This window comes from Microbulbifer mixtoriginis (SeqCode) (assembly GCF_052468275.1).
Window position 1 is genome coordinate 2,786,563 of record NZ_CP174341.1, and the last position, 19,524, is coordinate 2,806,086.

Sequence of the window (19,524 nt, forward strand, 5' to 3'; positions counted from 1 at the left end):
CATAAAGGGTTGCTCTATATGAGCATAAAACCGTCAAAGATATTACTGATAAATATATTGATTACTGGCGCATTTTATGTGGCCGGTTTTGTCGCATTAGGCAGCTCGTATCCAACTATCGATTCTAGTGGTGAGCAAATAGTCCATTGGTTTTTAAATAATGGATCGAATGCTCGATTTTATGCTTGGACAGCCGCTTTCTTTTCTCTTGGCCTCGCTATCTTTGGTGGGCAGGTTTCAGCTCTGTTACCAAAGCCGAGTAGGTATATCTTTCTGGCAGGTGTACTAGGGTTTGCCATCACAGCTCAGGTACAGGCTTGGCTATGGGCAGGATTGGCACTGCATCCTGAAGGATTAGAGCCTGCAGTTGCTCGCACACTCTTTGACATATCTTCTTATTGGGGACCTTTGGTGAATGGGTCAACAACTGCGATGGCGGTAGCGTTTCTTGTTGTAGGGTTTGATAAATATGTTGAGATCCCGCGTTGGCTTACATGGCTCAGTATCATTTTCTTTGTAGAGCAGGCAATTGAGACGATTACTGTATTCGGTCACAAAGGCTTTATAGCCCCGGGGGGAACTATGAATGTCTATCTAGGAGGCCTTATAGGGTTTCTATGGATTGCAGGGGTTGTACGTTGGGCGATACCACGCATCAATCAGTCCTCTTAATATAAAATTAGTAGTCGCAGTTTTATTTCGCTTATGTGCTGCACTAGGAATACCTGATGCGAATTTTCAGCATTGGGCTGTATGAAATTTCAGGTAATGTAAGGGCTGAATCTAAAAGATTAGGAAAGAAACTTAGCGGGGGGTTCCTTTGGTATCTATGAAAACCTTCTCAGCCGTAAAAATTCTACTCTAAACTAATCGGTCAGGGTTCTATAGATTTTTTCATATTTACATTATCAGATTTCGATTGCTACATTCGTTTGAGAGCTGCAATCTGTTATGGTGGCTAATTGATAAGGTATGGCAAGGCATAAATACTAATAGGTTGTAGCAGACCTTTGGTTTTCAATGAGATAGTAATGCTACTTGCCAGTCGCCCAGTTACGGATATTAGAGGCTCAAGTGTAAAATGACACCAGCAATTTCTATGGCCAAGAAGGCTAAAATCTCTCATAAAGTACATGAATACACGCATGATTCATCGAGTGAATCATACGGATTGGAGGCTGCTGAAAAATTGGGGGTGCCCGAGTCTAGGGTCTTCAAAACACTAGTTGTTAGCCTGGAAAACAAAGAGCTGGCCGTTGGGATAATTCCTGTTTCATCAATGCTCAGTATGAAGCTCTTAGCAAAATCTGCTGGCGCTAAGAAAGCCACAATAGCTCCAAAATCAGATGTAGAAAGATCAACTGGTTATGTGTTAGGAGGTGTTAGCCCATTAGGTCAAAAAAGGCGACTTAAAACCATCATTGATTCTTCGGCTAGAAATAACGCTACGATTTATATTAGTGCGGGCCGCAGGGGGCTTGAAATAGAGCTGGCTTCTGATGACTTGGCAAGTCTTGTCAGCGGGGTTTTTTCTGAAATATGTCAGTAATTCCATATCTAATTGTATTGAGTGATTAAACTAGCAGGGGAGTGATTATGATAAAAATACAAGCTTTCAAGGGCTAAACTTAGCAATTCCATACGTTTCAAACTACACAAGGGGTGTGCTGGTAATGGGGGTTGATACACCATTGCGAACAATAAAGCTGAAAATACTATGAAAGCTATCGAATATCTAAAATTTAGCGAGGTTAATCCGCACAAATTTCTGCCTATATTAAATAGCCATAAGACAAGAAAGCATTTGATTGAGCATGAGATATTTACACTTAAAACAGTAACAGAATGGATGCATTCAAAAATAGAGGTAGATAAAGAGGCAGGTTGTAGAGTTAGAGCCATTATTGTTGATGATGAATTAGCTGGTTGGTGTGGGATTCAACAAGAATGTGGAAAGTATGAGATCGCGATTGTCATTGATGACCAGTTTTGGGGGGTAGGTAGAATAGTGTTTCAAGATCTAATGAGGTGGGCGCGGGAGCTTAATCATGATGAGGTATTAGTCAACTTCCATCACACTCGTCCTATTTATAAGTTCTTGGAGAAAATCGCTGAGGATATTCATGAGTCTGAAATATATGGCAGTAAATTTACAACGTATAAAATTAAATTGAAATAACATTGTTCAAAAATCAATGTTGATAGACACTAGAAAATTTAGTATTCAGGATGATTCGAACGTTCATTGCTACAGACTTTCCAAGAATCTTGGAGATCTATACTCTCTCTAAGTTAGATGAGCTTAGATTTGAAGCTGTGGAATTTGAGTTTCTACCGTTGGAAAAAGATGCGAAGAGGCTGTCAGCGCTAAGGGAGTCAGATATTTACGTCTACGAAGATGAAACAATTCTTGGCTATGGCGCAATGTTCTAGCAAGAAATTCAAGCTCTGTTTGTATGCCAGAGGGGAAGGGGTAGGGAAGTCGATGCTTGAGTTTCTGCTAGCAAAGGTCAGTGGCCAAGCTAAGTTGTTCGTTGCAAAATCTAATTGGCCTGCAATCAAGTTTTATCAAAAGTTTGGATTTGAAACAACCAAAGAGTTCATTGCTGAATACAATGGTACGCCGGTGCAGGTTATCGAAATGGTTTGTTCAAATAAGAAGTGTTAGCATCTCGATGTTTATTACTCCGACCTTACAGGGCTCCCAGAGGTTGCCCTAGCTTTACCTAGGCGATGGGCTAGCTCTTTCTAAGGAATCAAATATGACTGGTAGATTTAATTATTTGGGATTGGCGGGAATACTTACTCTGATCGTTGCAGGGTTGCATGCTGGTTGTATTCTGTTTGGTGCGGAATGGTATCGATTTTTAGGTGCCGGAGAGGCAATGGCTCAAATGGCTGAAGCTGGAGATTCTTACCCTACAATAGTTACAGGGATTATTGTGAGTGTTTTACTAGTTTGGTCTGCCTATGCTTTTTCCGGGGGTGGCCATATATTCAGACTCCCATTATTACGCACAGGGCTTACACTTATATCTCTAGTGTTGCTTGTGAGGGCGCTCGGTTTTTACTTTATCATGCCAGCTTTTCCGGATAACTCATTAACCTTTTGGCTTGTTAGTTCAGCATTGTGTTTTACTTTAGGTATTACCTACTTGCTAGGCTTGCATCAGTCATGGGGACGTTTATCCAGCAAAGCCTAACAAAGCCGTTAAGAATCGTCACTAAAAATACAACAGTAAAAAGCTGAAATATCGCTTAATTTGCATGGTCCTTTTGCTCGCAAATAGGAGTAGTTTCTAGAAGACTTACATAAATATCTGATGTAGCCAACATAACTGTGCTATCTCAAAGAAGAGGGTATATTGGGTTGGATGTATCTTTAAAAGAGTAACTCATACCCTGACTTTTTAAGTTCTTTGTTAACGAGTCTGCGTAATTTGGCTGTGCACCTGCGGTTAGCCCTCTGGTTATATAAGCGGGATATCGTTCGCAGAGAAGATAGTCCGCGGCTACCAATGCCGTCGATAACCACAAAATGGCTATTAATCTCATCCCATACAATATTAACCGTACGTAAGTCACGAACGACAATAAAGGTCTGCTCTAACCATTTCAGTAGGTCAATAAGGCCGTCGATATGCTTCTGGTTGAACTCCTGACTGGTGATCAATTTATGAAGAGTATCAGCTAACTCTCCAGTGTGTTTTTTGACGGCTCTTACAGTAATCCCCAGCCCTAAGTTAGTATCCACAAATCCTTTAAATTCTTGTACAAAGTGCGTATCTTTTACCTTACCTTCGCGCAAATAGATGTGCTCGGAAACCTCCTTTATGTATGGCCAATAGTAAGTAAGTCGGCGTAACCGAGTGGAAATGGAAAACTTGTAATCCATTGTTCTTCTAAACTGATCACTGATTACTTTAATAAGGAGATCATCTGATTCCGGGTGAGGAAATACTAGCTTCTCATTTCCCTTTGCGATGGCTTGGTCTAACCTTAACTGCATGTCCATAGTGCTTGCTCAAGAAAACTAGTCTTTTTTATTTTGTATTCCACTTTGAGGTTTGGTAGCCGATCAAAGGGAATGACTACTTAATTATAGTTAATATTTTATTTTTCTCTTGCGAAATGTTAGTTGAGAGAAAATGGGTTTAGCTGCTGTGCTGATACTGGATGTAAACTCTAGTGGACTTTATTTGTATAGGTACGGTGGTTTAGCAATTGGTAGTTAGGGAGTAAGTAGATGTATGTTTCTGAAGACTAAGAGAGTCTCTGAATAATTTCGTGATACCTCTGACTTTAAATCAAGATGTGGCTTTACTGGATCTTTCAAGCAGTCGCAATGCTGAGTATGAATGGCTCTGCAAGCACCGTAAGGGCTGGCCATGGAGGCCACTGATGTTGCGTGCACGAAAAATAATCGAAAAATCTGAGTTGAGAAAGTAATAGAGTGTGCTAAGCAACACGTTTGAAGGAATATGTTTTTATAAATTGAATAGAGGTTATATGTGTGCTTAGGGTGCTATTTTTGGAAAGTTGTCGTTAATGGCTATGTGGGCTTACTTATTGCCGGTGAAGAATAGCAGTATTTTCTTTAGGTTTAATGAAATCAGATAATGCTCGATTTTTGTAAAGATTAACTTATTCTCTTAATTATCCACTACGATGATTTTCTATCTTAAATTTGCAAAAATGTGAAACAGTCTAACCGAAGCCTAATGACTATTTCTCACCATTGTTGACTCTATCAGCTAAAAGAGTCATACACTTTATCTTTGGGGTTTATCTATCAATACCCTCGCTTCGCCGATACTTCGCATTTGGGGTGTTGAAACTCATTTTATTTCAGTGCTTACTATAAAATAGAAAATTGAAGTTTTCTTTTTAGAAGCCTTTTTAGTTAATTTTATGTTGCGGTCTTATAAGAATGATTAATGTAAAGAGAGCGGGTTTGGGTGCATTGGTAGTTTCATCGGTTCTTATGGGGTGCACTGTTGCCGATAACCAAACTGATGTGGCAGGTAGTGAAGCTGTAGATGACTCAGCACTACTCCATGACCTAGCGGATCAATATGCTGAGGTTTATTTAGAAAACTTCCAACCATATGCTTACTTCTCCGATATGGAGCTGGACAGGCACAACCTTTTCTTAAGTAACTCCCCCGCGAACTCTGCCTCTCTAGCGGCCTCTGAGGACAAAATTCTCAGTAAATTGGCTGAAATAGATCTGAATGGGCTAAAAAGTGATCAAGAGAAAGTGTTCTACTTCAAGCTGAAAGAGCGATTGGAGTCGAATGTTGGCTTAAGGGTCTGTAAGACTGAACTCTGGTCTGTTGATCATATGTTCGGTCCCCATATTATACTTGGCTTTTTGACGGAGGTTCAGCCGGTTGAAACTGCCCAAGAAAGGGCAGATGCGATTGAGCGTTGGCTTGACGCGGCTCGTTACTATGAGCAAGAAATAGCCAATCTCCGCCGTGGGTTGGAGCAAGGCTACTCCGCACCTCAGAGTGTGGTTAAGAGAGTCATTCAGCAAGTTGATGGTTTGACCCAAGTACCCATTGATGAGCACCCTTTCCTGAGTTTAGCGAAGAAAGCTAAGGACCCGGCATTTGAGGCAGCATTTAAACAGGTGCTTTCAGATCACGTTATCCCTTCAATGGTGAATTATAAGAATTTTCTAGAATCCACTTATTTACCTGAAGCCAGAGCCGAGCTTGGCATCCATGCGATTCCTAATGGCCGTGAATGCTATATGGCTCAGTATCGTTCTTATACGACATTGCAGAGAACACCAGAAGAAGTTTTTGAGTTGGGTTTAAGTGCTGTCAACGCAAACAAGAGCGAAGTGGTTCGCTTAGGCAAGGCGTTCTATCAAGTAGATTCCTATTCTGAGGCAGTGGCAAGGGCCAGTGAAGATAAAACTCAGAAATTTAACAGTGCTGATGAAATGCATCAGTTTTTTGAGGGCTTGGTAGATAAGTCTAGAGATTTAACCGTGGACTTTTTCCATGAAATGCCTTTGATAGAAATGGAAGTGAAGGCCATCCCTGAACATGAGCAGGGTTCTGGTCGCAGTGCACACTATATTCCGGGCACTAAGGAGCGAAAGGCAAGATTTGGATATGACCCGACAACCTATCAGGATGAGTCATACGCTTCTGCAGAGAAGGTAACTATCCATGAAGGATACCCGGGCCATCATATGCAAATTGCTCTCGTTCAAGAGCAGGAAAAGTTTCATAAAATAGAAGATGCCTTGTCTAACTCTGCTTTTGCTGAAGGTTGGGGCAGGTACTCTGAACATCTAGCGGAAGAAGCTGGGATGTATCAGTACGGGTCCACCAAAATCCTTAGGCGTGCTTGGCCTGCCCGAGGTATGGTAGCGGATATCGCAATGCATGTACTCGGTTGGAGTGATGAAAAAGTTGCGGAGTTTTTGCAGGATTCTGGCGCTTCATTTGCGAAAGGCCCGAGGACTCTAATGGACCGAATGGCAGTAATGCCCGCCCAGCTTACCTCTTATGATTCTGGTGCCCTCGAGATTTTCGCCTTGCGAGAACTGATGCAGAATGAACTGGGTGAGGACTTCGATATTAAGGACTTCCATGAGATTATTCTGAGAAATGGCAATGTCCCTATGGCCGTACTGAGTGAACAGGTAAGGGACTTTATCGAAAAAAAGAAGAAAGGTTAATTTAGGATCTTTACTAACTCAGTCCCACACCCATGCGGGACTGAGTTATAAATAGGCTTAGCAAGAGGCTTTTATCCTGCTCCTCTAAATACCCATCTGCCTGGAAGCCAGATCCCGCATTATTTCTTCAGATCCGCCACCAATCGCATTCACCCGCACTTCACGATAGATACGCTCAATCCGACTGCCACGCATATAGCCTGCGCCACCTAACACCTGCATCGCTTCCCGGGCGCAGAATTCAAGGGTTTCTGTGGCTTGGACTTTGAGTAGAGCGATATCGGCTACCTTGAGCTGATGCTGTTGCTCCGCCCAGGCGCAGAGGTCCAGATAGGCTTGGGTGGCATTGATGCGTTGAAGCATCTGGGCAAACTTGTGTCGAATCACCTGGTGATTGGCGAGGCGCTTTCCGAAAGTTTGGCGCTCTTGGGCCCACTCAATGGCATCTTGCAAACAGACCCGGCTGAATTCTACACAAGAGGCGGCAATGCCCAGGCGCTCGCGATTGAAGTTGTGCACTATGGGTAAGAAACCTTGGTTCTCACCGCCAATTAGATTGCTCGCGGGCACGCGCACCTGATCAAAAAAGATACTGGCCGTATCAGAGCACCACCAGCCCTGCTTTTTATCGAGTAGCTGCCGGCTTACCCCTTTGGCATCCGCAGGGATTAAGAGCAGGGAGATACCGCCGAAGCCTTCTTCACCAGTGCGCACGGCAGCAGTAAACCAGTTAGCGCGCATGCCACCGGTGATATAGGTCTTTTCGCCGGTAACGATATAGCCATCCCCATCACGCTCTGCGCGGCACTGGAGATTGGCTACATCGGAGCCTGCGCCTGGTTCGGTAATTGCCAGGGAAATATGCTTATCACCACGTAATACCGAGGGAATAACCTGATCTTTTAGGGCCTCGCTGCCATAGTGCAGTAATGGGGGCAGGGCAATGCCGTGGACCATTAGGCTGGCGTAGAGGCCACCAGCGCCGGGGCGGGCTAACTCCTCTGCGGCAACAATCATATGGAAGACATCGGTTTCGATGCCGCCGTAGTTTTCCGGATAACTCATCTGCAGAAGGCCAACTTCTGCCGCTTTTTTCCAAAGCTCGGCGGGCAGTTGGCCGTCTTCGTCCCATTGAGTGATGTAGGGAGTAATCTCACGGTCGACAAAGCGGCGCAACTGGGTGCGCCATTCCTGATGGCCTTCGTCATAAAAGGGGCTTGCCATACGGGAGGCATCAATATCGTACATTTTGATCTCCTTTAGGAAGTAGCGTCACTGGGAATTTTGGCGGTTTCCGTGGGAGCGGCTTCGATCTGGACTAACAGCTGGCCACCGCGCACCTGGTCTCCTTCACAGGCGCCCAGTTTAATTACGGTTCCGTCGCGGTCTGCGCGCAGGGCGTGCTCCATTTTCATGGCTTCCATTAAGGCGATAGTGTCTCCCCGCTGAACGCTTTGATTGGGCTCAACCAATACCTGCACCAGGCAACCGTCCATAGGAGCCGTGATACGGCCACTGCCTTCGTTAAGGCTCGATTTGGCTGGGGCGTGGGTGATATCGACAAAATGAAATTGCCTACCGTCTAACAGGAGATGCAGATTGCTTTGGTTGGCTAGGAACAATCTCTTTTGGCTAACGCCATCCAGCAGGAGTTCAGCACTGTAAAGTCCACTTTCTTTTTGTGATTGCTCAAAATGGACCCACTGAATCAGGAACTGCTGTTCGCCTACCAAGATTTGGTAAGAATGATCTACTAACACCAGCAGCTCACAGTTTAGGGTTTGTCCTGAAATTTCCAATCGATAGTTGATTGGCACACTGTTGTCGCCACTGCGCCAGTCGCTGCGGCCGCTACGCCGATCTTGAGGGTTGGCTTGGTGCAAGTGATTCAGTAATGCGGCTTGGGCTGCAATTACTGCTGGAACTGGTTCTGCGGATGTCAGTGTACTGTTTTGGTCGAGAAAACTGGTATCGGCATCGCCAGCGATAAACTGTGATTCAGCCAGGATCTTCTGCAGGAAATGGATATTGTTTTTAGGACCGATAAATTCCAGCTGGCTTAGGGATTGGGTTAGCTTGCGCCGAGCTTCTTCTCGATCCTGCCCCCAGGCAATTAATTTGCCGAGCATAGGGTCGTAAAATGGCGTAATTTCGCAGCCACTTTTCAAGGCGTGGTCGATACGGATTCCTCGCCCCTTTGGCGCCTTCCAGTGGAGCACTTTTCCGGCCTGGGGCAGGAATTGTTGTTCCGGGTCTTCGGCATACAGGCGGACTTCCATGGCGTGGCCATGCTGGGTGACTTGCTGCTGGGAAACGCATAGAGCTTCGCCGCGTGCTACTGCCAGTTGCCAGGCTACCAGGTCAAAACCGGTTACCATTTCTGTTACCGGGTGCTCTACTTGCAAGCGGGTGTTCATTTCCAGGAAATAGAATTCGCCGTTGGGGCAGAGTAGAAACTCTACGGTTCCCGCGCCTAGATAACCGCAGGCTCGCGCGGCGTCGACTGCGGCTTGCCCCATTCTTTCCCGCAGCTGGGTGTCGACCGCTGGGGAAGGGCACTCTTCGACCACTTTTTGATGGCGTCGTTGTACGGAGCAATCTCGCTCCCCCAGGTGAATACAGTTGCCATGACGATCCGCAAATACCTGGATTTCGATATGGCGAGCGTTGACCAGTGCCTTTTCCAGAATTAACTCGTCGCTGCCGAATGCACTCATGGATTCACTGCGGGCAGCGCGCAACTGGGAGGCCAGTTCGCTGTCTCCGTGAGCCAGGCGCATGCCGCGCCCACCACCGCCTGCGGCGGCTTTGATCATTAACGGGAAGCCAATGCGCCGCGCCTCGGCGATCAGGGTGTCGTCGTCCTGGGCACCCTGGAAGCCGGGAATACAGGGTACGCCGGCAGCGGCAACAAACTCCTTGGCTTTGCGTTTGTTGCCCATTAGCTCTATGACTTCGGCACTCGGGCCAACAAAACTCAGTCCATTCTCTTCGCAAGCGCTGGCAAATTCCGCATTCTCAGCGAGAAAGCCGTAGCCGGGGTGGACGGCGGTGGCTCCGGATTTTTTAGCCGCGTCGAGAATTTTCTGGATATCCAGATAGGACTCCGCCGAAGTCTGCCCGCCAATGGCTACGGCGATATCGGCAGTCTGTGCGTGAAGTGCATCGCAGTCCGCATCGCTGTAGACGGCGACTGTGCGATAGCCCTCCGCCCGGGCAGTACGCACAATTCGCAGTGCGATCTCGCCGCGGTTGGCGATTAACAGGGTCTCTGTTGTCGACATCAGTGCTGCCACTCCGGTGATCGTTTTTCCAGAAATGCACGGGCGCCTTCGCGCCCTTCATGGCCTTGAATTGCGCGGGAAAACTGCTGCGCAGCGCCGTCGAGTAGTTGGCCGAGGGCAGTCTCATCGCTCACCCGCGCTGCATCCAGCAAGATCTGCTTGGTCGTTGCCAGGGCGCCGGGAGCGCAGGCATTGATCGCGCCCAGGTGTTCCTGCAGCGCGCCTTCGAGGGCTTCGGGATTATCGAGTAGCTGATGGATTAACCCAATTTCCAAGGCCTGCTGAGCGTTGACTTTTGCTCCGCTGAGGGCCAGGCGTCGGGCCTGGGAGAGGCCGACCCGTGCTACGACAAAGGGAGCAATTTGTGCAGGCGGTAAACCCAGGCGGGTTTCCGGAAGGGCAAAGCGGCAACTGCGATCGGCGATGGCAATATCGGCACTGCAAGCGAGCCCGAAACCCCCGCCCATTACGGCACCTTCCAATACCGCAATGACTACCAGGGGAGTGCGATTAAATCGCTCCATCAATTCGCCGAATCGGCGGTTGAGGTGGAAGAACGCATCGCTATTACCATTACTCGCGCCCTGTTGCGCATTGAGCATATCGGCAATATCACCACCGGCGCAGAAATGGTGTTCTGCGCCCCGCAGCACCAGTGCTCGCACCTGCGGGTCTTCTTCCGCTTCTGCGAGCTTTTGCAGAAGCTCATCCACCATTTGCAAACTGATGGCGTTGCGCTGTTGCGGGCGATTTAGCGTGAGGTGGCAGGCGATGCCGATGGTTTCATCAATGATTGTCTGCATGGCCTGACCTTATGCGTTGGGTTTACGCTTGCCGGGCAGTATGCCCATCAGCTTACAGATAATGCCGAGCATTACTTCATCGGCACCGCCACCGATAGCGGTGAGGCGGCTATCCCGATAAGCGCGGTTGATAACGGTTTCCTCGATATAGCCCATGCCACCCCAGAACTGCAGGCACTGATCGGGAATAGAGCGGGACAGGCGGCCAGCCTTGAGCTTGGCCATTGAAGCAAGGGTAGTGACATCTTCACCAGCTACATAAGCTTCCACCGCACGCCAGGTTAATGAGCGCAGGCACTCCACTTCAGTCTGCATTTCTGCGAGGGCAAAATGGATAGTTTGATTGTCGATCAATGGTGCTTTAAAGGCCTGACGCTCGCGCACATAGTCGATGGTGCTACTCACGCAGTTTTCCAGGCCTTTTAAATTGAGTGCGGCGCCGGCGAGGCGCTCTTCCTGGAATTGCAGCATCTGCAGCAGGAAGCCGGCACCCTCATCGCCGATGCGGAAATGTTTGGGCACCCGCACATTGTCAAAAAAGATAGGGGCGGTTTCTGATGAGCGCATGCCCAGTTTGTCGAGCTTTTCGCCGATGCGTACCCCTGGCGTTTTTGCCGGAATAATGATCAGGGATTTGTTGCTATGGGCTTTGCCCTCACTGGTATTGACCAGGGTGCAGAAAAAGTCTGCGCAGGGGGCGTTGGTGATCCACATCTTGCTGCCGTTGATCACATAGTCGTCGCCATCGCTTTTGGCAGTGGTTTTAATCGAAGCAACATCGGAACCGGCGCCCGGTTCGGATACGGCGATTGCGCCGATCATCTCTCCGTTCACGGCGGGAATCAGGAACTGCTCTTTGAGGTCCTGGCTGCCGAAGTTGGCCAGGGCAGGGGTACACATGGAGGTCTGCACCGAAATCGATAGGGGCACGCCGCCACAGTGGGCACCGCCCAGCTCCTCGAGAAAAACGGTTTCATAACTGAAGTCGAGACCCAGACCACCGAAGTCTGTGGACTTGCTGATGCCAAGCAGGCCCAGACCGGCCAGTTGTTGGAAAATTTCGCGGATGGGAAAGCGGCCGGCCTTTTCCCATTCGGCCACGTTGGGATTGATTTCCTGCTGTACAAAGTTTTGTACGGTGCGCTGCAGTTCCCGGTGTTGATCGCTAAATATCATTATTATTTTCCCTGCCTTGAAGTGTGAACCCGGTGATGGTGTTAATGGGCAACCGCACTTCCTTGTTGCCCAGGTTTTTCGATCTAAAACCTTGCTACCCCGAAGGTGTTTTTATTCAGTTTGCTCTGCTCGGCCTCATTGCAAACTTCTAGCAACATGCCTAAAAGTTTGCGCGTATCGCGGGGATCGATAATGCCGTCATCCCAGAGGCGCGCACTGCAGGCGAGAGCATCGGAATTGCCCTGCATAAATGCGCTGGTGTCGTTTTCCAATTTGTCTAATACCGCCTCATCCACATTGCCGCTGCGTTGCATTTTTTGCTCGGTGACGATGCGCATTACCTTGCCGGCCTGGGCTGCGCCCATAACGGCGGTGCGGGAATTGGGCCAGGCAAAAATAAAGCGGGGGTCGAATCCGCGGCCACACATGGCGTAGTTGCCGGCCCCATAGGAGCCGCCTACGACAATGCTGAGTTTTGGTACGCTGGCATTGGCCACGGCCTGAATCATTTTGGCCCCGTGCTTGATGATGCCGTTGCGCTCCACCTCGGTACCCACCATAAATCCGGTGGTGTTATGTAAAAACAGCAGTGGCGTGCCACTCTGTTCGCACAACTGAATAAACTGCGCGGCCTTGTTGGCGCCCTTGGGGGTGATCGGGCCGTTATTCCCAATAATTCCCACAGGGAAGCCTTCGATACGAATATGGCCGCACACGGTTTGTCGATCGAATTCTGGCTTGAAATCCAGCATGGCAGAGCCGTCGGCGATACGAGCCAGAATTTCGCGCACGTCGTAGGGCTTTTTGCTGTCTGCTGGAATCAGGCCGAGCAGGTCGTCGATAGGGTGCAGAGGGTCCTGGTAATCTTTATCTACTGAGCGTTTAATTGGTGAGGGGAGGGCGGCAACAATCTCTCTTGCGATTCGAATCCCATCGGCATCGTTCTCTGCCAGGTAATCGCCACTGCCGGATTCGGTACAGTGCATTTCCGCTCCGCCGAGGTTCTCTTCATCGGCAATTTCACCGGTGGCAGCTTTCAGCAGCGGCGGCCCAGCCAGGTACATACCGGTTTGGCCGCGCACCATGACCACATAATCTGACAGGCCCGGCTGGTAGGCGCCGCCAGCAGTAGCGCCGCCGTGTACCACAGTAACTTGCGGAATACCGGCGGCGGACATTCGCGCCTGGTTGGCAAAACCCCGCCCACCGGGAGCAAAAGTGTCACTGGCGTACATCAGGTTGGCGCCACCACTTTGCGCCAGGGCGACTACCGGCAAATGATTTTCCAGAGCGATCCGCTGCATTCGCAGGGCTTTATCCATCCCGGCTGGTGAGATGGTGCCGCCTTTTACGGCATAGTTATCAACCCGCACCATACAGCGTCGACCACTGATTTGACCGATGCCGCAAATGGCACCGCCACCTGCACCGGTACCGTCCTGGTCGTCAAACAATTTATAGCCGGCGAGGGAGCACAGTTCGACAAAAGGGGCGCCGGGGTCGAGGAGCAAATTAAGGCGCTCCCGTGGCAGCAGCCAGCCCCGTTCACGATAGCGCGCAGCCTTACTTTTCTCTGCCTGTACCGGGCGTTGCTCAGCTTCACGAAACTGGTCGATCTGCTCCAGCATGGCAGCCTGGTTGTCATTGAATTCTGCCGAGCGGTTGTCGAGCTGGGAATCAATCGGCTGCATTAGAGCTTGCCCTCCGCTTCCAACTCTTCCACAACTTGGGGCCGGCGTTTGCGGTGGAATCCATTAAAGCGCTTGGAGTTGTTGGCGGCTTGTGGCTGCCAAAGAGGAGAGTGGTGCTTGAGGCTGGAGCCACCATCGATACGCAGGGTTTGCCCGGTGATATAGCTGGCCGCATCGGAAAGTAGGAAGCACACGGCCCCGCTAACTTCCGCTTCCTCTCCCAATCGGTAGAGGGGGATACTGTCGCGGAAGCCCGGTAGTAGCTCGCGCAGGAATTTGGGGTCGTAAGTATCAAAGCCGCTGGAAAGAATATAGCCTGGCGCCACGGCGTTAACTCGAACGCCAAAAGGCGCCCACTCCAATGCAGCGGTTTCGGTAATATTTTCCATGCCTGCGCGAGCGGCACCGGAGTGGCCCATCATTGGCATGCCGCCGGCGTTATCTGCGGTGATATTTACGATACTTCCGCCATACTGTTTCATCGACTGCACAAAGACTTCTCGGGACATTAAGAATCCACCGAGCAGGTTACTGCGTACAACAGCATCGAAGCCTTTTGTGTTGATCTGCTCAAGGGGGGAGGGGAACTGGCCACCGGCATTGTTCACCAGCCCATGAATTTGGCCTCGGGCCTGGACAATTTGCCCAACCGTTTCCTGAACACCCTCTTCATCGCGAATATCCAGGCTGAACAAACTGCACTCGCCACCATCGTTATTGATTTCACCGGCAACCCTTTCCAGCTTGTCCAGTTTGCGCCCAATCAATACAACATGGGCGCCGAGGCTGGCCAGTTCGTGGGCGATACAGCGGCCAATACCACTGCCGCCGCCGGTGACGATATAGGTTTGCTCGCTAAAGCTGCCTGAACGCAGCTGGCTTTGATAGCGCATGAAAGTTTCCTTTTCTTGGGCCTGTCAGGCCTGTTCAATTTTTATTGTTCTTGTTGGCGCTTGCGCCTGCGTGTGGGAAAACGCAGAATAGCTTAACGCTACCAAGCAAGCGCTTGGTATTCAAGGGTTGGCGCCTTTTTGATTGTGTGATTGTTAGGTTGCCGATTAGTCTGCAAAACAAAGCAAAAAAGAAAACAAAGAATTGGGAGTGTTTCGTGCAAGAGGGCGCACAAGTGGTGGTAGAGGTGCAAGGTGCTATGTCGCCACAGCAACTTATTGGAACCCTGGTAAAGGCAGGAGAGCTTACAGACCCGGCCTCCCCGCGGGGGCGTTTGCTCAATGCTGCCGCGCGCCTGTTTGAGCAAAAGGGCTTTTCACGTACTACTGTGCGAGACCTGGCGGCGGAAGTGGGCATTCTGTCTGGCAGTATTTTTCATCACTTCTCCAGCAAAGAGCAGATTCTCTGCGAGGTGATGAAGGAGGTAACTATTTTCGCCAGTGCTCGTATGCGTAGTGCGGTGGAGCAGGCCGCGTCACCTCAGGAAAGACTGCGGGCCTGTATTCAGTCTGAGCTTGAGGCGATTCACGAGCGGGCGGTGCCGGGCTTTTCCATCTTGGTAATGGAGTGGCGTAGTCTGTCAGATAAAAGCCAGAAAGAGGTGTTGTTGCTGCGCGATGAGTACGAGCAAATATGGCTGGATGCGATCAATTCCGCCCGTTGCCCAGGCGGGGATGCCACAGTGGTGCGCCGACTTATGGTTGGTGCATTGAGCCATACCTACAGCTGGTTTAAAGCCAGGGAAAATGGATTGACCATTCCCGAGCTCGCCGATCGGGCCTATCAAATCTTCGCGCCCAAATCCTAAGCGTTAACAATACGAGTTACTGGCAAGGTGCCGTTAAAACTGTGCACTTTGCCACCTTTCCTGCCAATTTCTCTCTTTTGAAGAGTTTCCTGAGAACTGGTGCGCACCTGTTTTTCTCCGAATCTTTTACCCTGCGCGCAAGATGATAAGAATGTGACAATAAGTGTCACTTGGTGACAGGAGAAGGGAATGGCGGGCCAGGATTTATACCAGGTGGTTTCCACGGGAAGGACACTCCACGCCAAAGAAGCAGGGGCTGTGACTCGGGATATCGCCAAACTATTTTCGGTTCCTGAGGCCCAGGCTCGCAGATTACTGTTAAAAGGCTGGGTGATTAAAGACAGCCTGGCATCGTCACAGGCCCTGGAGTACAGGGCCAAGCTGCACAAGATCGGTCTTCGTGCCGAGGTTTGCCCTGCGGGAAAGTTCGATAACCAACAGCTGATTGCAAAAATCAAAGTGGCCCAACGGCGCAAGGCCAATGCAGCAGAAAAGATGCTGACAAGTACGGCCTCGGCAGGTGCATCCAAGGCTGGGACTGCACGAGAGCAAGAGGTAGAGAAATCCCTTTCGGTGAGCAATGCCAAAGGAAGCGTTGCCCCCCCTAAGGATTCCGAAAAGGTCAAACCTCAGGCAACAGAGCCTGAAGCCAATGAAAAGAGGCCGTTCTTCAGCAATAGAAAAACGCAGCTGGCTACAGTGGGTTGGCGAGTGCTATTCGGATTACTCCCTGCTTTAACGGTACCCACAATTTTTATCGGCTTGGCAGCTCTGTGTCTCTATGGTGCCGGTGCATTGCTCTGGCAAACTCCCTTGGCAGTTTGGCAGGGGGAGTTAACTGGTGGCACTTTACTCATCAGTCTAGGGGGGACGGCAGTCTTTATTTTTTTATTGTTGCTGGTCGCTTTGCCTTATTTTTGCTTCCCTCGAGAAATGCGTTCAAGGCCTGGTGAAGTCCCTCTGAAGCAAGCGGACAACCAAGATTTGTTGCCCTTACTTGGGCAATTGTCTAGTGCAACGAAACTGCCCAGGGTGCAGGAGCTGATAGTCAGCCCAGACGCTCGTATTTATTGCGAGCCCAGGTTTTCTGAGGTAATGCGTCAGCAATTGCGGTTAAACCTGGGCCTGGCCAGTGTGGCTTCCCTTAGTGGCCGCGATACCCTGGCGTTAGTGGCACGCAGCCTTGGCCTTTATCAGGGAAAACTCAATGGGCTACTGGCCTGGCTGGTGTTAGATGGCGTTAGGCGCTTGGAGCTGATGCAGTGGGCACTGGAAAATGATCGAAGTGTGCTGTACCGAAGCGGGGAACCGGGTCCGCTAAAATCCTTGCATCAATTACTGGCAACTTGTGGCCACTTTCTGTTGCCATTGATTGAGCGGCTAGAAAATCTGCACCGTATTGTCACTCGGGGTAGCGCACGCTATTTGGAATGCCGGGCTGATCTCTGGGCTGCCGACTTGATTGGCAGTGGGGCTTTTGCCGAATTTGCCGGGAACTGGCATCGCCTGGTGCATGCCGACCTAATGGTTGCCGAGACTGCCCGCGAGGCCTCGGCAGTGGGGCAGTGCTTTGAAAATATCCCTGCCGCTGTAGCCTGGACACTGAACAATCTGGATGAGGAAACCAGTAATACCATTGAGCTTGCGATGGCTCAGGCCAGTGATCCCTGGGATGTTTTTGAGGCGGCGGATCTACAGCGTATTGAGGTGGTTCAAAAGCGCAATATTAGTGGGCGTCTTCAACGGGAGCTTGGCTGCATGGAGCTTTTTGCCGATTTTCCCAAGTTGGCCAGTGAGGTCAGCGGGGAGGCTGGCGCGTCGGACTGTCAGGTTGTGGAGAATCGCCGATTACTTTGTGCCAGTCGCGAAGCGGAGGAGGCGTTACAGATCCTGGATGTTTATTTTAACCGTCTGCCGCCGCTCAACCTGCTGCCACTACGCAGGCCTGCGACTCAGGAAATGCAGGCGATGGATTTACAGGCCAGTATCAATTGGCTAAGAAGCAAGCTCATTGAGCTGCGTGAACTCCGGGAACAACGCGAGAACACACGTCAGCTTATGGTGTCGGTGCAACTTGGCGCGGCGCTGATTCGGGCCAAGGTGCGTATCGAACCACAGGAATACTCTCTGAATAGCGCAAGCCTTGCAGCGGCGCAGGAAGCATCGGCGTTAAAGCGGTCTGAGTTGGAGGAATTCGAGCGTCAGCTGCAGAAGATCTACTCGGTGTTTTACCAACGGTTGTGCTTGGCTTTAGTCGCTATGCCGGCACGGGAGCGCCAGCAGGCAAGGGGAATGCTTAGCCAGTTGGCTGCTTACGACGCGCTGGCCACACACCTCGAGCGCCTTGCGGGGTACAGTACCAGCCTCTCTGTATTCTCACGCCGCTTATCCCCAGGTCTTGCCGAGCGGGAGTTGGTACAGAAATACCTGGCCCTCTCTGCTCGGGAGTTGGATGCGACCTTTGCCACAGTGGAGTCTTCTGAGCTATTAAAAGCCCAGGGTTTGGATAGCGCACTTTGTATCAAGGCAAAACGCGAGCCATTGCAACAGCTACCGCAGCGCCACCAGGAGGCATTGGCCGTGGTGCGTACTATGGAGTCCCGCTGTAACTATGCAAGTACGGTAATTCTGGAGCGCTATCAAATCCAGCTGGCGGCGCTACTGCAACGTTGTCTGCATAGAGAAGGGCAGCTGGAAGTGAACCCTTTACGTCTCCTGCAAGCGGTTTAGAGCCTGTTGGTATTCAATGAGTTGTCGCCAGGCTCTATCCGCCGGCAAGCTTCACTTTGTAGTTTTTGGATTCCAATAGCGCTTTGATTTCCGCGCGCTTGTCGCCCTGGATTTCGATCACACCGTCTTTCAGGGCACCACCGCAGCCACAGCGCTTTTTCAATTCCGCCAGTAGTAACTTCAGCTCACCATCGGTGCCGTCCACGCCACGCACACAGGTAACCCCTTTGCCCTTGCGTCCTTTAGTCTCTCTTTGGATGCGCACAATCCCATCACCCTGGTGACGCTTCTCTGCTGCGGGCTCTTCTTTGATACGACCGCGGTCGGTGGAATAAACGAGACGGTTCTCCTTGGCCATGGTTGGGCGCTCTCCAAAAAATTGTTGCACAGGGTAACTGGGGCGCGATTGTGCCCGAGGCGTGGGGGAAGTCAAAGAGGTCGCGGCTGAATATCTGGATGAGAGTGGAATAGGGGGCGACCCACCAGCCCCCAGCAGGTAAAATTTGAGCGCAAATCCTTGGTAGCTGGTAGAAGAGGTTGATCCATGGCGTTGACTGGACGTCGCAAACTGCTCAATGAAGTGATCTTTGGCACCGAGACGCCCGCAGGGCGCAACTTTGATGTGTTTTTGATCTGGGCAATTTTAATTAGTGTGGGACTGGTACTGCTGGCTTCAATTGGACCAATAGCTGACCGCTACGGCACGCTCCTGATCACATTGGAATGGCTGTTTACCGGGCTGTTTACCCTGGAATATGCCGCCCGTATCTATTGTTCAGTAAACAGACGCAAGTATATTTTCAGTTTCTACGGTGTTGTTGATCTGCTGGCAATTCTGCCTAGCTATCTGGCTCTTCTGTATACCGGTGCAACCTACCTATTGGTAATCCGTTTGCTGCGGGTGTTGAGAATCTTCAGGATATTGAAGCTGGTGCGTTATTTACAGGATGCCAACCTGCTACTGCGGGCCCTGGGTTTGGCCCGGCGAAAGATCCTGGTGTTTTATTCCAGCGTACTAGTGATGTGCGTCATCTTCGGCTCATTGATGTTTGTGGTAGAGGGGCCGGAAAATGGATTTACCAGCATCCCCACCAGTGTTTACTGGGCCATTGTAACGATTACCACGGTTGGCTACGGGGATATCTCTCCGCATACGCCACTGGGTCAGGCGATAGCGGCCATGACCATGTTGATTGGTTATTCAATTATTGCTGTACCCACCGGAATTTTGACTGCAGAGCTGGCCGGTGAGATGCATCGCGAACGCAAGCATCACCGCTGCAACAACTGCGGGCGCAGTGTCCATGATCCAGATGCTGAGTTTTGCAAGTTTTGTGGTTACCGGCTCGAGCCGTCTTTACAAGTGGAAGAGGTTTGATTT

General features: G+C 50.2%; 17 protein-coding genes. 9 read left to right on the forward strand and 8 right to left on the reverse strand.

Annotated elements, in window-relative coordinates; genetic code table 11:
- The first annotated feature begins 18 nt into the window (after positions 1–18).
- From ACJJIC_RS12250 to ACJJIC_RS12270, 5 genes are all read left to right on the forward strand, one after another.
- The gene (locus tag ACJJIC_RS12250) at positions 19–672 is read left to right on the forward strand and encodes a hypothetical protein (RefSeq protein ID WP_444909782.1); all 654 of its coding nucleotides are present in this window, start codon (positions 19–21) and stop codon (positions 670–672) included.
- 409 nt (positions 673–1,081) lie between these two features.
- Positions 1,082–1,549 carry a Cys-tRNA(Pro) deacylase gene (gene ybaK / locus ACJJIC_RS12255; protein ID WP_445357051.1) on the forward strand — a complete coding sequence of 156 codons (468 nt, stop codon included), beginning with the start codon at positions 1,082–1,084 and terminating at the stop codon, positions 1,547–1,549.
- 168 nt (positions 1,550–1,717) lie between these two features.
- Complete coding sequence (locus ACJJIC_RS12260; protein WP_444909780.1) at positions 1,718–2,179, forward strand: GNAT family N-acetyltransferase; 462 nt, start codon at positions 1,718–1,720, stop codon at positions 2,177–2,179.
- A 237-nt stretch (positions 2,180–2,416) separates the two neighbouring features.
- Entirely contained in the window at positions 2,417–2,668 is a 252-nt protein-coding gene (locus ACJJIC_RS12265) for a GNAT family N-acetyltransferase (protein WP_445357894.1), read from the forward strand.
- A gap of 94 nt (positions 2,669–2,762) precedes the next feature.
- On the forward strand, positions 2,763–3,203 hold the full coding sequence (locus ACJJIC_RS12270; RefSeq protein WP_444909778.1) for a hypothetical protein: 441 nt from the start codon (positions 2,763–2,765) through the stop codon (positions 3,201–3,203).
- Between the two features lie 179 nt (positions 3,204–3,382).
- On the opposite strand, the gene ACJJIC_RS12275 is transcribed toward ACJJIC_RS12270, so the two are convergent.
- Positions 3,383–4,015, reverse strand: coding sequence for a YrbL family protein (locus ACJJIC_RS12275; RefSeq protein ID WP_444909777.1), 633 nt, complete (start codon positions 4,013–4,015; stop codon positions 3,383–3,385).
- 939 nt (positions 4,016–4,954) lie between these two features.
- Between ACJJIC_RS12275 and ACJJIC_RS12280 the strand changes: the two genes are divergently transcribed.
- On the forward strand, positions 4,955–6,700 hold the full coding sequence (locus tag ACJJIC_RS12280) for a DUF885 domain-containing protein (protein WP_445357052.1): 1,746 nt from the start codon (positions 4,955–4,957) through the stop codon (positions 6,698–6,700).
- Positions 6,701–6,784: 84 nt separating this feature from the next.
- Here ACJJIC_RS12280 and ACJJIC_RS12285 read toward each other — a convergent pair whose 3' ends face one another.
- The 6 genes from ACJJIC_RS12285 to ACJJIC_RS12310 form a co-directional block, all read right to left on the reverse strand.
- A complete protein-coding gene (locus ACJJIC_RS12285; protein WP_445357053.1) occupies positions 6,785–7,948 on the reverse strand; it encodes an acyl-CoA dehydrogenase family protein in 1,164 nt (387 codons plus the stop codon).
- Positions 7,949–7,959: 11 nt separating this feature from the next.
- A complete protein-coding gene (locus ACJJIC_RS12290) occupies positions 7,960–9,984 on the reverse strand; it encodes an acetyl/propionyl/methylcrotonyl-CoA carboxylase subunit alpha (RefSeq protein ID WP_445357054.1) in 2,025 nt (674 codons plus the stop codon).
- Positions 9,984–10,787, reverse strand: coding sequence for an enoyl-CoA hydratase/isomerase family protein (locus tag ACJJIC_RS12295; protein ID WP_445357055.1), 804 nt, complete (start codon positions 10,785–10,787; stop codon positions 9,984–9,986). Before ACJJIC_RS12295 ends, ACJJIC_RS12290 begins: the two co-directional genes overlap by 1 nt.
- 9 nt (positions 10,788–10,796) lie before the next feature.
- Complete coding sequence (locus ACJJIC_RS12300) at positions 10,797–11,963, reverse strand: acyl-CoA dehydrogenase family protein (RefSeq protein WP_252085687.1); 1,167 nt, start codon at positions 11,961–11,963, stop codon at positions 10,797–10,799.
- Positions 11,964–12,046: 83 nt separating this feature from the next.
- The gene (locus tag ACJJIC_RS12305; RefSeq protein WP_445357056.1) at positions 12,047–13,654 is read right to left on the reverse strand and encodes an acyl-CoA carboxylase subunit beta; all 1,608 of its coding nucleotides are present in this window, start codon (positions 13,652–13,654) and stop codon (positions 12,047–12,049) included.
- Entirely contained in the window at positions 13,654–14,547 is an 894-nt protein-coding gene (locus ACJJIC_RS12310; protein WP_445357057.1) for an SDR family oxidoreductase, read from the reverse strand. Before ACJJIC_RS12310 ends, ACJJIC_RS12305 begins: the two co-directional genes overlap by 1 nt.
- A gap of 215 nt (positions 14,548–14,762) precedes the next feature.
- On the opposite strand from ACJJIC_RS12310, the gene ACJJIC_RS12315 reads away from it, so the two are divergent.
- Complete coding sequence (locus tag ACJJIC_RS12315; protein ID WP_252085690.1) at positions 14,763–15,413, forward strand: TetR/AcrR family transcriptional regulator; 651 nt, start codon at positions 14,763–14,765, stop codon at positions 15,411–15,413.
- 189 nt (positions 15,414–15,602) lie between these two features.
- Positions 15,603–18,143: a hypothetical protein gene (locus ACJJIC_RS12320; RefSeq protein WP_444909770.1), complete on the forward strand. Its 2,541-nt coding sequence runs from the start codon at positions 15,603–15,605 to the stop codon at positions 18,141–18,143.
- 34 nt (positions 18,144–18,177) lie between these two features.
- Here the strand turns inward: ACJJIC_RS12320 and yciH are convergent, their stop codons facing one another.
- A complete protein-coding gene (yciH, locus tag ACJJIC_RS12325) occupies positions 18,178–18,501 on the reverse strand; it encodes a stress response translation initiation inhibitor YciH (protein ID WP_252085692.1) in 324 nt (107 codons plus the stop codon).
- 186 nt (positions 18,502–18,687) lie between these two features.
- On the opposite strand from yciH, the gene ACJJIC_RS12330 reads away from it, so the two are divergent.
- On the forward strand, positions 18,688–19,521 hold the full coding sequence (locus tag ACJJIC_RS12330) for an ion transporter (RefSeq protein WP_252085693.1): 834 nt from the start codon (positions 18,688–18,690) through the stop codon (positions 19,519–19,521).
- Positions 19,522–19,524 lie beyond the last annotated feature (3 nt).